At 48.2% G+C, this 13977-nt stretch carries 11 protein-coding genes and 1 pseudogene; 8 read left to right on the forward strand and 4 right to left on the reverse strand.

From position 1 onward, the window contains the following. Both ACFYU8_RS28445 and fumC read left to right on the forward strand, forming a co-directional pair. A pseudogene (locus ACFYU8_RS28445) lies at positions 1 to 189 on the forward strand (hypothetical protein); the annotation flags it as partial. Between the two features lie 301 nt (positions 190 to 490). Next, complete coding sequence (fumC, locus tag ACFYU8_RS28450) at positions 491 to 1879, forward strand: class II fumarate hydratase (RefSeq protein ID WP_390306145.1); 1389 nt, start codon at positions 491 to 493, stop codon at positions 1877 to 1879. 63 nt (positions 1880 to 1942) lie between these two features. On the opposite strand, the gene ACFYU8_RS28455 is transcribed toward fumC, so the two are convergent. Then, positions 1943 to 2710: an SDR family oxidoreductase gene (locus ACFYU8_RS28455; protein WP_390306148.1), complete on the reverse strand. Its 768-nt coding sequence runs from the start codon at positions 2708 to 2710 to the stop codon at positions 1943 to 1945. A 198-nt stretch (positions 2711 to 2908) separates the two neighbouring features. Between ACFYU8_RS28455 and ACFYU8_RS28460 the strand changes: the two genes are divergently transcribed. The 4 genes from ACFYU8_RS28460 (at position 2909) to ACFYU8_RS28475 (ending at position 6243) form a co-directional block, all read left to right on the forward strand. Next, on the forward strand, positions 2909 to 3598 hold the full coding sequence (locus ACFYU8_RS28460; RefSeq protein ID WP_390306150.1) for a response regulator transcription factor: 690 nt from the start codon (positions 2909 to 2911) through the stop codon (positions 3596 to 3598). Beyond that, a complete protein-coding gene (locus tag ACFYU8_RS28465) occupies positions 3588 to 4697 on the forward strand; it encodes a sensor histidine kinase (protein WP_390306153.1) in 1110 nt (369 codons plus the stop codon). Before ACFYU8_RS28460 ends, ACFYU8_RS28465 begins: the two co-directional genes overlap by 11 nt. A 114-nt stretch (positions 4698 to 4811) precedes the next feature. After that, positions 4812 to 5705, forward strand: a complete 894-nt coding sequence (locus tag ACFYU8_RS28470; RefSeq protein ID WP_390306155.1) for a D-alanyl-D-alanine carboxypeptidase family protein — start codon at positions 4812 to 4814, stop codon at positions 5703 to 5705. Then, the gene (locus ACFYU8_RS28475) at positions 5698 to 6243 is read left to right on the forward strand and encodes a VanZ family protein (RefSeq protein ID WP_390306158.1); all 546 of its coding nucleotides are present in this window, start codon (positions 5698 to 5700) and stop codon (positions 6241 to 6243) included. The genes ACFYU8_RS28470 and ACFYU8_RS28475 overlap by 8 nt, the downstream gene beginning before the upstream one ends. 130 nt (positions 6244 to 6373) lie before the next feature. Here ACFYU8_RS28475 and ACFYU8_RS28480 read toward each other — a convergent pair whose 3' ends face one another. After that, on the reverse strand, positions 6374 to 6550 hold the full coding sequence (locus tag ACFYU8_RS28480) for a hypothetical protein (RefSeq protein ID WP_390306161.1): 177 nt from the start codon (positions 6548 to 6550) through the stop codon (positions 6374 to 6376). A 92-nt stretch (positions 6551 to 6642) separates the two neighbouring features. Here ACFYU8_RS28480 and recQ point away from each other — a divergent pair, with 92 nt between their 5' ends. Beyond that, positions 6643 to 8418 carry a DNA helicase RecQ gene (recQ, locus tag ACFYU8_RS28485; protein ID WP_390306163.1) on the forward strand — a complete coding sequence of 592 codons (1776 nt, stop codon included), beginning with the start codon at positions 6643 to 6645 and terminating at the stop codon, positions 8416 to 8418. A gap of 153 nt (positions 8419 to 8571) precedes the next feature. Next, positions 8572 to 10560: a bifunctional metallophosphatase/5'-nucleotidase gene (locus ACFYU8_RS28490; RefSeq protein WP_390306166.1), complete on the forward strand. Its 1989-nt coding sequence runs from the start codon at positions 8572 to 8574 to the stop codon at positions 10558 to 10560. A gap of 63 nt (positions 10561 to 10623) precedes the next feature. Here the strand turns inward: ACFYU8_RS28490 and lplT are convergent, their stop codons facing one another. Both lplT and ACFYU8_RS28500 read right to left on the reverse strand, forming a co-directional pair. After that, entirely contained in the window at positions 10624 to 11814 is a 1191-nt protein-coding gene (gene lplT / locus ACFYU8_RS28495) for a lysophospholipid transporter LplT (protein WP_390306170.1), read from the reverse strand. A 1-nt stretch (position 11815) separates the two neighbouring features. After that, on the reverse strand, positions 11816 to 13924 hold the full coding sequence (locus ACFYU8_RS28500) for an AMP-binding protein (protein WP_390306172.1): 2109 nt from the start codon (positions 13922 to 13924) through the stop codon (positions 11816 to 11818). Positions 13925 to 13977 lie beyond the last annotated feature (53 nt).

The raw sequence follows: 13977 nt of genomic DNA on the forward strand, positions 1-13977 counted from the left end.
ATAAAGCAACAAGAAAAAAGCAAAAGAAAAAACGGGGCCGTCATGCTATTGACAGTCCTCGTTCATATCAGTGAAGCTGAAATTCCCCGCCATTTTTTCCTACGCTGGGTCGGGCTCCAGAGGCGCTTGGACTGGAAATGCGCTTCTTCTACGAAGCTCTTGTTTACTTTCTTGAAAGTGAAATCATGATGGGAAATACACTTCTTGAAACTCCCTTGTATGACTAACAAAAGGATATAAAAGCATCAACTACACACAAGCTGTACGTAAGCACTGTCACATGTCTGGAAGGAGACCGCCCGAACGAAGAGAGGATATAGGCGACTGGAAGACATGTGGCAGGGCTTCCCCCGACCACAACCGTTAGAGGACTGCAATATTTTTCATTTTTCCCGAATAAACACTTCATCTCTTGATAACAAGAATGAAAATCATTATCATTCTAATAGAGAATATGAGAAAACCGTTGTTTATACAAGGAGGATGCGAGATGGAATTCAGAATTGAAAAGGACACGATTGGAGAAATCAAGGTTCCGGCGGATAAGCTGTGGGGCGCCCAGACACAACGCAGCTTCCAAAACTTCGAAATTGGCGAAGAAAAAATGCCACTTCCACTGATTCGCATGTTTGCCATCCTGAAAAAAAGCGCTGCTCTGGCGAATCAAAAGCTGGGCAAGCTCGACAATGAAAAAGCAGAAGCGATTGTAGCAGCAGCAGATGAAGTGATCCAAGGAAAATGGGATGAGCATTTCCCATTGGTTGTCTGGCAAACTGGCAGCGGCACGCAATCCAATATGAACGTTAACGAAGTCATTGCTCATCGCGCGAACCAATTGCTGCAAGAGAAGGGCAGCACAGCTCGCATCCACGCCAACGATGATGTGAATAAATCGCAGAGCTCCAATGATACCTTCCCGACAGCGATGCACATGGCTGGACTGGTCGCTGTTGAGGAGCAAGTACTTCCTGCACTTAAACTGTTAAAAGCAACACTGAAAGAAAAAAGCGAAGCCTATATGGATATCATCAAAATCGGTCGTACGCATTTGCAGGACGCGACTCCGCTGACGCTGGGCCAAGAATTCAGCGGTTGGGTACGCATGCTGGAAAAATCCGAAAAGATGATCAAGGAGAGCAATGAGTACCTGCGTGAGTTAGCCATTGGCGGTACAGCAGTAGGAACAGGCATCAATGCACATCCGCGCTTCGGTGAAATGGTCGCAGTCGAAATCAGCAAGGAAACCACCCACCAATTCGTAACCGCAGAAAACAAGTTCCACGCGCTGACCAGCCATGACGAGCTTGTTCATGTACACGGTGCCCTGAAAGCACTGGCAGCGGATCTGATGAAAATTGCCAATGATGTAAGATGGCTGGCGAGCGGCCCACGTTGCGGAATCGGTGAACTTATCATCCCAGCGAACGAGCCAGGCAGCTCCATCATGCCAGGGAAGGTGAATCCGACCCAAAGCGAAGCGATGACTATGGTCGTGTGCCAAGTGATGGGCAACGATGCGGCAATTGGCTTTGCTGCAAGCCAGGGGAACTTCGAACTGAATGTGTTTAAGCCAGTCATCATTTACAATTTCCTGCAATCCGCAAGATTGTTGGCTGACGCGATGAAGTCCTTCAATGACAATTGCGCAGTAGGCATCGAGCCTGACCTGACGGTGATCAAAGAAAACCTGAACAACTCCCTGATGCTGGTGACGGCGCTGAACCCGCATATCGGCTATGAAAATGCGGCGGCTGTAGCAAAGCTGGCTCACAAAGAAGGCATCACACTCAAGGAAGCGGCGATCAAGAGCAATTTGCTGACTGAAGAGCAATTCGATCAAGTCGTGCGCCCTGAACAAATGATTCATCCAAAAGAATAGCATCTTCATATACAAAACCGATGGTCCCGTGTTTGCGGCCATCGGTTATTTTATTGCGAAAAATTACAGATGCGATCCGCCACTTGCATCAATCAATTGACCAGTTACCCAGCGGCTGTCAGAGGAAGCGAGAAAGGCGGCAATATCCGCTACATCATCAGGCTCTCCCCATCTGTTGAAGGTCGAAAGTCCAGCGGCGTACTTCTGCCCATTCGGATTATTTTGCAACGTGCCAGCATTCATCTCCGTGTTAATAATGCCAGGCAAGATCGCATTTACCGTAATATGACGGCTTCCCAGTTGTTTAGCCAGAGCTAGCGTCAGTGTGTTAACAGCTCCCTTCGATATACTGTAAGTGAACACACTTGGGGAAGCTGCACGAGTAACAAAGGAGGAGAGATTGATGATACGGCCTTCCTCTCTTAGGCGGGGCAAAGCTTGTTGGATCATAAAAAACGGCGCTTTGACATTGATGTTCATGACCTCGTCAAAGGATTCTTCGGTAGCCTCTTCCAACGTTAAGATTTGCCCGACCCCAGCGTTATTTACGAGAATGTCAAAATGATGATCTCCTGTACGTTGCAGAAGTGCTTCGTCCAATTTCGCATATAAATCACGAATGCCGTCAAGGGTACGCAAGTCCGTACCGATTGCGAATGCTTGGCCTCCACTTTGTTCAATCTCACGTACGACTGCTTCTGCTTCTTCTTGTCGCCTTCCATAATGTACGACGACCAATGCGCCATCCTGCGCCAGACGTAATGCGATGCCACGACCAATCCCCCGGCTTGCCCCGGTTACCAATGCAATTTTCCCTTTCAAGTTACCCATAGTTTCATCTCCTTGATAGAAATTCAAGTTAGTTATAACACAAGGGGATGTTTGAAATATTGCTCTCTCATTCGCTCGGTTGGTCTCGTGAACAGAATGGCGATAATGATAGAGAACAATCACTTGCTTTACCTTTTCTTTAACAATTCTTGTTATAGTGATGCTATCTAGATCTACCATGCATGAGTTCGGAGGTGTTTGTCCGTGAGGATTTTGATTGTAGATGACGACAAAGAGATTGTAGAGCTGATGGCGATATATTTGAGCAACGAAGGGTATGAGATCGAAAAGGCTTTTGACGGTCTGGAAGCGATGGAGAAGCTGGAGCAGAAGCCCATCGATCTCGTCATTCTGGATGTCATGATGCCCAATCTGGATGGGCTGGAAGCGACCAAGCGAATACGAAAAAACTCGACCATCCCCATCCTGATGGCGAGTGCTAAAACGAATGATATGGACAAAATCTTGGGCTTGATGACGGGTGCAGACGATTACGTGGCGAAACCGTTTAATCCGCTGGAAGTGATTGCGCGGGTCAAGTCTCTCCTACGACGGTCGAACTACACGCAGGAAAGCAAACAGGATCATGTGATCGAGGTGGGGCCATTGATCATCGACAAGCAAAGTCACTTCGTTCAGACAAAAGAAGGCACCCCGATCAAGCTGACGGCATTGGAGTTTTCCGTCCTGCATCTTCTGGCAAGTCATCCGAATCGGGTATTCAGCTCGGAAGAAATTTTTGACCGCTGCTGGAAAATGGAGAATTTCGTTTCCTACAAGACGGTGATGGTTCACATCAGCAATCTGCGGGAAAAGCTGGAGAAGGCGACAAATGGCGAAAAGGTGATACAGACGGTCTGGGGGGTAGGCTATAAAATTGAAGCTTAGAGCCAAGGATTTTATTCGCATCCTTTTCGATTTGCTGCTTGGCCTCTTAATCATCTACGCTGTTTTTCAGATGGCTGCTTTTCTCGCCACCAACTATTTTTACAACATCCCGCAAATCAAAGACTACATCTGGAAGCTACGGGTTAATTTCGATATCAATTCCTTTAAAATCCCGATAATTTTGATCGCGACCGGTATGTTTGTAGCGTGGTCTGTCATTCGTATCCGCAAGTACCTGGAACAAAAGCAGATGGAGCAAATCATAAACGAGCTGCATTTCATTGCAAAAGGCAATTATCATCACCAGATTTCCATTCGTCCGAACGGTAGCTTGGGCCAAGTCGTCGATAGCATTCATGCTCTGGTCAAAAGTGCCTTGGATGCGATGGAGGAGGAACGGCGGCTGGAACAATCGAAGGATGAGCTGATTACCAACGTTTCCCATGATCTTCGAACGCCGTTGACTTCCATCATCGGCTACCTTGGACTGATTGAGCAGAACAAATACAAGGACGAGGAGAAGCTCAAGCATTACGCTCATATCGCCTATGAGAAGGCCAAACAGATGAACGTGCTCGTCAATGATTTGTTTGAGTACACGAAGGTCCGCAATCGCGGAGCGTATTTGAAACGTATGCAATTTGACTTGGTAGAGCTGGTTGAGCAAGTATCTGTTGGTTTTCGACTCGATGCGAATGAGGCAGGGCTGCGTTTAATCGTAGATACGCCTGATCAAAAAATCGAAATGGCAGGAGATACCGACAAGCTCGTTCGCGTTCTGGAAAATCTCATTTCCAACGCCGTGAAGTACGGACGCGATGGTACAGAAATTATCATACGCGTTTTTCAGCAAGAAGAAGGTATTGCGATTTCTGTCGCCAATAACGGAGCGCAAATCCCGGCTGAATATGTGCCGAGCTTGTTTGAACGCTTTTTTCGGGTGGAGGGCTCACGGTCGAAAGAGACAGGAGGTTCGGGCCTCGGCCTCGCTATCGCCAAAAGCATCATTGATCTGCACCAAGGCAGCATTTCCGTCGAAAGCACAAACGAATGGACGACCTTCACCGTTTGGTTACCGCGTACAATCGCAAGCATTTGAGAAAAGCTTTACTTTTTCTTTACCTTTCGTTTCCGTTAATTTTAATCGAAAAGTCTATCCTTACTGCATGAAGGTTACATCCTTTGTTTTTGCAGGCGTAGGAGGGCTTTTTTTATGAGAAAAACGACATGGGCTGTGCTCATGCTGACCATATTCGTCGGGTTGACGCTTTTGCGCGATACCGAATCAGTAGAAGCAGATTGGATATTCCAAGGACCCATCACGCTACAGGAAAAAACATACGAGAAGGTCGATGCGCGGGCAGCACTTCTGATTGATAGTCAATCAGGCGAGGTCATGTACGCACAAAATGCGGATACGCCTTACCCAGTAGCAAGCATGTCAAAAATGCTGACCGAATATATGCTCCTCGAAGCCATTAAGGAAGAGCGAGTAGATTGGGCCGACGAGATCGTCCTATCTGAGAATGCGGCTGCGGCTGGGGGAGCACGGGTCCATCTTGTCGCAGGAGAGGCCTATTCGATAAAAGACTTGTATAAAGCGATGGCGATCGGCTCTGCAAACAACGCAACGGTGGCAATCGGCGAATATTTGGCGGGCAGCACATCAGCATTTGCGGAACAAATGAATTTGAAGGCAGCTGAGCTGAATCTGAGGTCGTCCTCGTTTGTGAATGCGACCGGATTAGACAATGGATATGGGCAAAATGAAATGACGGCTCGCGATGTAGGAATGCTCGCGCACCACTTGCTTAACGACTTCCCCGATATCGTCAAATTGACGGTCGAGCCATCCGTAGAGCTGGCTTCCACTAAAGAGAATGTAGCCAATACAAACCTCATGCTGGACGGGGAAAACGCTGATTGGAGTGTCGCAGGGCTAGACGGGCTCAAAACGGGTTATACCAGTGCTGCGGGGTATTGCTTCACGGCTACAGCGAAGCGGGGGGACAAGCGGCTCATTTCCGTCGTGATGGGTGCTGAAGAAGATGCCACTCGTTTTACAGAGACAAAAAAACTAATGGAGAGAGGGTTTGACAATGGATAACGTGCAAAAAATGGAGAGACCGACAGAGCTGCTTGCTATTGCTGGTTATGCAGTGTTTGCCCTTTATTTGTTTCTCGTCGTGAAAATACTGCTGTTTAAATTCGGCAGTTTGGATACCAGCTTGTTATTAGATCAGTGGAAAATCATTTGGAGCGATCCGTCTGTGATTGTGAAGCGGTTGCGTTACCAAAGTAATTTGGTGCCGTTTCATGAAATCGAAAACTATGTCAGAGGGATTCGGTATTACCAAAGCTGGCATAGTGTCGTGAACTTCGTAGGCAACGTGATCGCCTTCATGCCGCTAGGATTTCTGCTGCCGCTCCTTTTTCCTAAAAAAGCCGGTTCCCTGTGCAGAGTCACCCTGCTATCCCTGATGCTTAGTCTCGGTGTGGAGCTGACACAGCTAGTGATGGATGTAGGAACGTTTGATGTCGATGATTTGTTCTTGAATACAGCGGGCGGGATGATCGGATATATCGTGTACTTGTTCATTTGGGTAATACAGAAAAAACGGTTCATCTTTTCTATCTCTTCATAGGCTAACTTATGAGGCACCCATGTGGTGCTTTTATATTTTATATTAAAAAAGGCTTTGATGAACAAAAAAAGCCGGTGAGAAGAAAAAGCACAGGGCTCGCAGACCTTGACAACGCCTACCCAGTCGGAACTTAAAAAAGAGGACCACGCTTGTCGAACACTTCTTCTTTGCGAACCTTCCGCCCGTAGGGTGGCTTTGGCTCGACGGTCCCCTTTTTTAAGTGTAGACGGACAGTGAATCCCCCCTGCTGGCGTGTCAGAGTCGAAGAGAACTGTGCTTTTTCTTCTCCTCCACCATGTTGACCCAAACGCAGCAGTCCCCCTTGTTTTGTGCCAATCCCTATGTTTACACTAGTAGAAACTCATTATAAATTCCTGTCGAAAGAGAAGGTGATTCTCTTTGTTACATAAAGCGCAAGAGATTCTACGAAAGTACTTTGGCTACGAATCATTTCGGGAAGGCCAGAAAAAGATCATCACGAGCCTGTTAGCCGGACATGACACCGTAGGCATTATGCCAACTGGCGGTGGGAAATCGATCTGCTATCAAGTCCCAGCGATGCTCCAGGATGGCGTAACCATCGTGATCTCCCCACTCATCTCACTGATGAAGGATCAGGTCGACGTGCTAGTCAGCATGGGCATTCCCGCCACCCAAATTAACAGCTCACTGGATTATAGCGAGGTTCGCGATCGACTGCGCATGGCAGCGCGAGGAGAGTACAAGCTGTTGTATATCGCTCCGGAACGATTGGAATCGGAAACGTTCCAAAACCTGATTCAGGATGTACCGATTTCGTTTGTGGCAGTGGACGAAGCGCATTGCGTCTCGCAGTGGGGGCACGATTTCCGTCCGAGCTATTTGGCGATTGCCCGTTTTCTTCAATCCTTGCCACAACGCCCGATCGTCGCAGCCTTGACGGCGACAGCGACTCCAGAGGTAACAGAGGACATCAAGCGACAGCTGGAATTAAAGGACGAGCGCCTTTTTATCACAGGGTTTGGCAGAGACAATCTCATCTTGTCCGTACGCAAGGGGGAGAACCGTCGAGAATTCATCCAAGCGTACTTGCGGGCGAATAAGCAGCAGGCGGGTATTATTTATGCAGCAACGAGAAAAGACGTGGATGCCTTGCATGCAGATTTGGACAAGCGTGGCTTTGCTGTGACCAAATACCATGCAGGACTGACGGAAGAGGAGCGTGTGGCCAACCAGGAAGCATTCCTGTTTGATGATGTCCGTACGATGATCGCGACCAACGCATTTGGCATGGGCATCGACAAATCCAATGTGCGTTACGTCATCCATTACAACATGCCGAAAAACCTGGAGGCGTATTACCAAGAAGCAGGCCGTGCGGGACGCGACGGGGAGCCAAGTGAGTGTATTCTCCTGTTTCAGCCACAGGATATCCAGACGCAAACGTTTTTCATCGAACAGAATCAACTGCAAGGCGAGCGCAAGGAGCATGAGTACAAAAAGCTGTACGCGATGATCGACTATTGCCGGACGCCGCGCTGCTTGCAGCAAAACATCGTCCAATATTTCGGTGAAATAGATGCTGACGTATGTGGACGCTGCGGGAACTGTACCGATGAGACCGAGCTGTCCGATATTACGCTCGAAGCGCAGAAGATTTTCTCCTGCGTCAAACGTATGAGAGAGCGCTTCGGTGCGGCACTCGTCGCGCAGGTGCTCAAAGGCTCTAAGAATAAAAAGGTCACCCAGTTTTCCTTCGATCAGTTGCCTACGTACGGTCTGATGAAGGAATACAAGGAAAAAGAAATCGCAGACTTGATCCAGCTCCTCATTGCCGAAGGGTATTTGCAAGTAACGGAGAGTCAATATCCAATCGTAAAGCTAGGGGAGCGAGCATTGCCTGTTCTGCGGGGCGAAGAGCGCGTCGTGCAAAAAATCTCAATTCGTCCTGTGCAACTGACAGAGGATGACGAGTTGTTCGAGCACCTACGTGCGTTGCGCAAGGAAATCTCGACGCGACAAAAGGTACCGCCATACGTCATTTTCCCAGACAGTACCTTGAAGGAAATGAGCAGTATATGCCCGACTGACAGAGAGGCTATGCTCAAAATCAAAGGAGTCGGCGAGGCGAAATTTGATAAGTACGGGGAACTCTTTCTGGAGTGTTTGCAGAAGTATGCAGCGATCAAGTCGTGACATTTACGTCACGGCTTTTTTTGCTATTTTTCCTTTCATATGCCTGCTATAGTTAGATGGCAACCAGAATTTTCATACAAAATAGAACAGGAGGACAATAAGAGCAACACCATCGAGGGGCACTGACAGATTAAGAGAGACAGAGGGGAAAACATGAAAAAACTAGCGAAGGGCTTATTGAGTGTTGCACTCACATCCATGCTATTAGGCAGTGGAATGATGGGGATGGCTGCACCGGTAAAGGCCGCAGAAACACCTACCAAAATCACGTTGCTGGGTACATCTGACATTCACGGACGATTCATGCCGTGGGATTATGCTTTGGATGGCCCAAATCAAAATGGCAGCATGACGCAGCTGTTCACGATGATTAAAGAGATTCGCAAAGAAAATCCGAACACGGTGTTGCTGGACGCAGGTGATTCGATCCAAGACAACTCGGCAGAGCTTTTCAACGACCAACCGCAGTCTCCTATTATGGTCGCGATGAACGAAATGAACTATGACGCATGGGCTTTTGGCAATCATGAATTTAATTTTGGACTCGATGTATTGGACAAGGTTAGCGGCCAATACAAAGGCTCTGTTTTGGCAGGGAACATTTACAAAGAAAATGGCGAGCGTTTCTTGCCAGCATACACGATCATTGAGCGCGCAGGTGTAAAAATTGGCGTCATCGGGATGAATACGCCGATGATTACCGATTTCGAAAAAGGAACCGATCATCTAGATGGCCTCGTGATCAAAAATCCGGTAGAAGAAACCAAGAAAGCCGTAAAAGAGCTGGAAGGTAAAGTAGACGTCATGATCGGTCTCATGCACATGGGCATCGAGAATGAAAACGGCATTCCGGGTACGGGCGTAGCAGATATCGCAAACGCTGTTCCAGAACTGACTGCGATTTTTGCAGGTCACATGCACAAGCTTGTGAAAAAGGAAGAGATCAACGGCGTCCTGATTTCCGAGCCGGACAAATATGCTACTCATATCTCCCGCATTGACCTGACTTTTGAAAAGAAAGATGGCAAGCTCGTGCTGACTGACAAGGAAGCGACAGCGCTCCCTGTAAAAGGCGCAGATGGCACACCAGCCGTATCCGATGCAGAGCTGGAGACCAAGCTCAAGCCTTTCCATGAATTCGCGCGTGCAGATGCCAACATCGTCGTAGCAGAGCTCAAAGGTATGAATCTGGTACCGAAAAACGAGATCGAGGGCATCCCGACGGTACAAATTCAGGAGACGCCACTCTCCGACTTTTTCCATGAAGTGATGCTCTACTACAGCAAAGCAGACGTGGTTGCTCACCAGATCGACAACGACAAAGCCAAGCTGGATGTCGGTCCGATCAAGAAAAAGGATATCGCCTACAACTACCAATACGCAGGTGGCGAGATCACCGTTTACAAAGTGACTGGAAAAGACTTGAAGGACTATATGGAATGGGCTGTGGGCTATTTCAATTCCTCGCGCCCTGGTGACGTGACAGTGAGCTTCGATCCTAAACGCCGCGCTTCCAAATACAGCACCAACGATTTCTTCGGCGGCGTGAAGTACGAAATCGATCTGACCAAGCCATACGGCAGCCGCATCACGAACCTGCGCAAGCTCGATGAGACACCGATCAAGGCTGAAGATACCTTGAAACTCGGAATGAACTCATACCGAATGGAAGCTTTGCAGGCAAAAGGTGGCGCGTTGGAAGGACGCAAATTCGAACAACTATGGTCTTCCAAAGACAATACGGCGTTTGGTGAAACAGGTGGAACGATCCGCAATCGCGCTATCGCATACCTGAAAGAAGTGAAAAAAGGCGTTTACGAGCCAAAAGTACAAAACAACTGGAAGATTACAGGTGTGGATACCGCTGCACCTGAACGCAAGGATGTAGTAGAGCTGATCAATGCAGGCATCTTGAGCGTTCCGAAAACGGCAGATGGCAAATACACCAATATCGCTTCCATCAACATCAAGGACGCGGTAACCAAAGAAGAAATCGCAGAACTGTCTGCAAAAGTAAAAGTCGATGCAGCGAAGATCGCAACCATCAAAACAAAAGGTGAATTTTATCATCAACTGAACGAAGCGAGAAAGGCTGCGGAAAAATCGGTCACACCGGCAACCAATACGCAGCAAAAGAAATAACATATTCGAATGCAAGAAAGCCGTGACGCTGGTAGTCACGGCTTTTTCTATGACGGAAAACTGTTAACGAACGATACGTCTGCGGTACTTCACCAAGTACAACAAGAAGCCGAGTAGCAGCAGCCCTTGACCAACAATCGCACCGGAGATGGAGATGCCGATATAGGTGATCAGGTAGTAAATGCCGGAGCCTACTGCCATTAGCAGATTCTCGATGAAGTTCTGAATCGCAATCGTTTTCCCGGAACCGACCATCCGCTTGCCTTCGTCCTGCAAGACGGTATTCATCGGGATAATGAACACGCCACCCATGAATCCGACGAGAAGCAGTAAACAGATGGCAATAAAAGTGACGCTCACCCAAGGAAATAGCACGATGATGAGAAACATTCCGAATCCGTATGTCAGTGATCGAGTGAAATGAGACAAAGGAATGAGCTTGGGAGCAAGAAAAGCTCCGGCAATAATTCCGATTGATGTCGTTGCGAGAATAAGCGACACAGAGAAGCTCTCTGGGTTAATCCCAAGTGCGAGGGGAATCCAAGCCAGCACTGCGACACGCAAGACAGCAGAGGACATCCAGAACGCCCCGGTTCCAATCAGGGCAAAGCTCGTTTCCGGACGATTCATCAAGTGCTGGAAGTCGATGAAAAAGCGTCGTGCTTCTGCCCCATAGCGAATCGATGCATCCCCTCTCATACGCGGAATAAAGAAAGTCATACCAAGCGACAGCAGATAGATCAGCAGACAAATTCCTGATGAGATAATCGGCGCTGTCATGTTCGCGATTGCTCCACCACCGCCGATTCCTGTCAAAATCGCAAAGATTGTATAGGCTTCGATGCGTGCATTCGCATGAAACAGCTCATCTTCATTTCGAGTTAGCTCCGGCAAGATTCCGTACTTGGCCGGAGAATAGACGACCGCTCCGACTCCTACTGTGAAGTAACACAACATCAGCATCACGATGCTCGACTGGTCAATGAAAAACAGCAGGACGACGCCAAGCGCTTTAATCAGGTTGCCGATCACCAACACGATTGATTTGGCATGCTTGTCGGCAAAAGGCCCAACCAGTGGAGCGAGAAAAATGTAAGGGAGAAAGAATGAAATGGATACGAGTGCAAGCATGGCGGGAGAAAAACCGTTCTCCCGCAGCAGATTCGCGATGACAAACAAAATCATGTTGTCGGCAAAGGCCGATAGAAATTGAGTGAAGTACAGTGCTTGTAATGGTTTTAATCGTATGTTCACATCATTTTCCTCCAGTCTCTGCCAGTTGTTTCAAGCTGACGTAATCCGTTTTGCCGCTACCGAGCAGTGGCAGTGCCTTGATTACTTGCATAGCACCTGGAATGAGTAGTGGCGAGTATTGCTTTTCAGTCAAGTACGCACGTAGCTGGCTTAGCTGCACGGTTTCATCTGTCGTATAGAGCAGGACACGTTCACCTTTTCGCGGATCATTCACTGTGATCGCAGCAAAGCCGGAGTGTCCGAAGCATTGCATTGCCAGTTCTTCAACCAGATTGAGTGAAACCATCTCGCCGCCGATTTTGGCAAAACGCTTCAGGCGGGATTGGATGCTGAGAAAGCCGTCCTTGTCAGCTGTGACCAAATCACCTGTGTGGTACCATTCCTCAGCGGGAACAAAGCCTTTTCCGTGAATCATATAACCCTTCATGACATTTGGACCCTTCACCAAAAGCTCTCCACCTTCATCGATTCCTGCGATGGCTTCCAGCTTGGCGGTCATCCCTGGCATCAAACGACCAACCGTTCCTGGTTTGTTAGCTAGCGGTGTGTTGAGCGACAAGATCGGAGCTGTTTCGGTTGCTCCATAGCCTTCAAAAATCCGCACACCGAATTTTTCCATCCACAGCTTGCGTACATCGTCTTTCAGCTTTTCCGCCCCTGCAAATACATAGCGCAGGGAGTAGAAGTTGTATGGATGAGCCATTCTTCCGTAACCAGCCATAAAGGTAGAGGTTCCGAAGAGAATCGTTGCGTTTTGATCATAGACCAATTCCGAAATTGCCTTGTAATGCAACGGACTTGGATATAGATAAACCGGAATTCCTTTGATGACTGGCACGAGTGTTCCTACGGTTAGTCCGAAGCTGTGGAACATCGGAAGAGCATTGAAAAATTTGTCGCGGCTCGTAATGTCAATCACACTGGTCACTTGTTGAATATTCGCGTACAGATTCGTATGCGACAGGATGACACCTTTTGGCTTGCTCTCACTACCGGAGGTGAAGAGGATCAGCTCGTTACTAGTCGCAGAAGCCTTTTTCTTCCGCAAGTAAGAGAAGAGTGCGGACACTTTGTCAAAAGCAGTAGCCGATGCTTTCAAATCCTCAAGATAAATAATTTTCATACTCGGGGAAAGACCTGCGATGATGTGATCCAGCTTTCCTTTTTCGATGAACACACGCGATGTCAGGATCGTATCGATATGTGCGGTCTCACAGCAATCCAGAAGCGAACGAATGCCTAGCGAAAAGTTCAGGATGGCTGGAGTAGTCCCGATGCGGAACAACGATAGTAACGTTACGAGATGACCCACTGAATTGGGAAGGAATACCCCAACAACCGGTTTTCCCAAGAGCATCGGCTGCAATTTGTTGCCGAGTAAGTAGCTGCCGATTAACAAGGTCTTGTAGTCGATCGCGGACGTCAGGTCCTTGGCGATTTCCATTTTTGCACCATTCAGGCGAGCTGCTTCGAGCACTTCATCAAACAGATTCACGTTTTGCTTCATCCGGCTCTCGAACAAGCCTTCCTGGAGAATACGCAGGATACGATCGTTGGCAGTGGCTTTTTGTTCGCGCATCGACAGGTTCTGATCGCGCTCGATGGTAAACGGGGTGCCTATTGTCATAGTCACATCCGGGAACCAGGAGAGCTTCAGCTTTCCTTTCAAATACGAGAAGATCGAGCGTTCCAGACCATTAATGATGATCGGGTAAACCGTTACACCAGTACGCAGAGCGAGATAGCCGACACCGCTGTAAATTTTCATGATGCCGCCCGTCGTCGTGATCCGACCTTCTGGGAAAATCACCAGCGTCTGTCCGTTGCGAAGGACGCGGAGCATGTGACGGATGGAGTACGGGTTGAGTGGATCGATCGCGATATGCTTACGGAAGCGGAGGAAAAACGCAAACTGCTTGGCGATCTCTGTGTTGACGACAAAGGTCGCTTCTTTTGGCAAGCAAAAGGATAAGAGTACAGCATCTAGCAAGGAAACATGATTGGGCGTGATAAGAGATGGCTTCGACAAGTCCATTTTGGAAAGTCCCAGAACACGAGGGCGAAACCACAGCATTAAAATCATTTTCAAGAAAGAATAAATAAGGGCCATGTGGACCACACCTTTACAAAGGATAATTCGTTGCTCTATAGCTTTTATTGTAA

It is taken from the genome of Brevibacillus sp. NPDC003359 (assembly GCF_042878995.1).
GTDB lineage: Bacteria > Bacillota > Bacilli > Brevibacillales > Brevibacillaceae > Brevibacillus.

What these genes read in the sequence shown, in the direction of transcription:
- fumC (WP_390306145.1), top strand. Translation starts at nt 491, where the DNA reads ATGGAATTCAGAATTGAAAAGGACACGATTGGAGAAATCAAGGTTCCG.
- ACFYU8_RS28455 (WP_390306148.1), bottom strand. Translation starts at nt 2,710, where the DNA reads ATGGGTAACTTGAAAGGGAAAATTGCATTGGTAACCGGGGCAAGCCGG.
- ACFYU8_RS28470 (WP_390306155.1), top strand. Translation starts at nt 4,812, where the DNA reads ATGAGAAAAACGACATGGGCTGTGCTCATGCTGACCATATTCGTCGGG.
- ACFYU8_RS28475 (WP_390306158.1), top strand. Translation starts at nt 5,698, where the DNA reads ATGGATAACGTGCAAAAAATGGAGAGACCGACAGAGCTGCTTGCTATT.
- ACFYU8_RS28490 (WP_390306166.1), top strand. Translation starts at nt 8,572, where the DNA reads ATGAAAAAACTAGCGAAGGGCTTATTGAGTGTTGCACTCACATCCATG.
- ACFYU8_RS28500 (WP_390306172.1), bottom strand. Translation starts at nt 13,924, where the DNA reads ATGGCCCTTATTTATTCTTTCTTGAAAATGATTTTAATGCTGTGGTTT.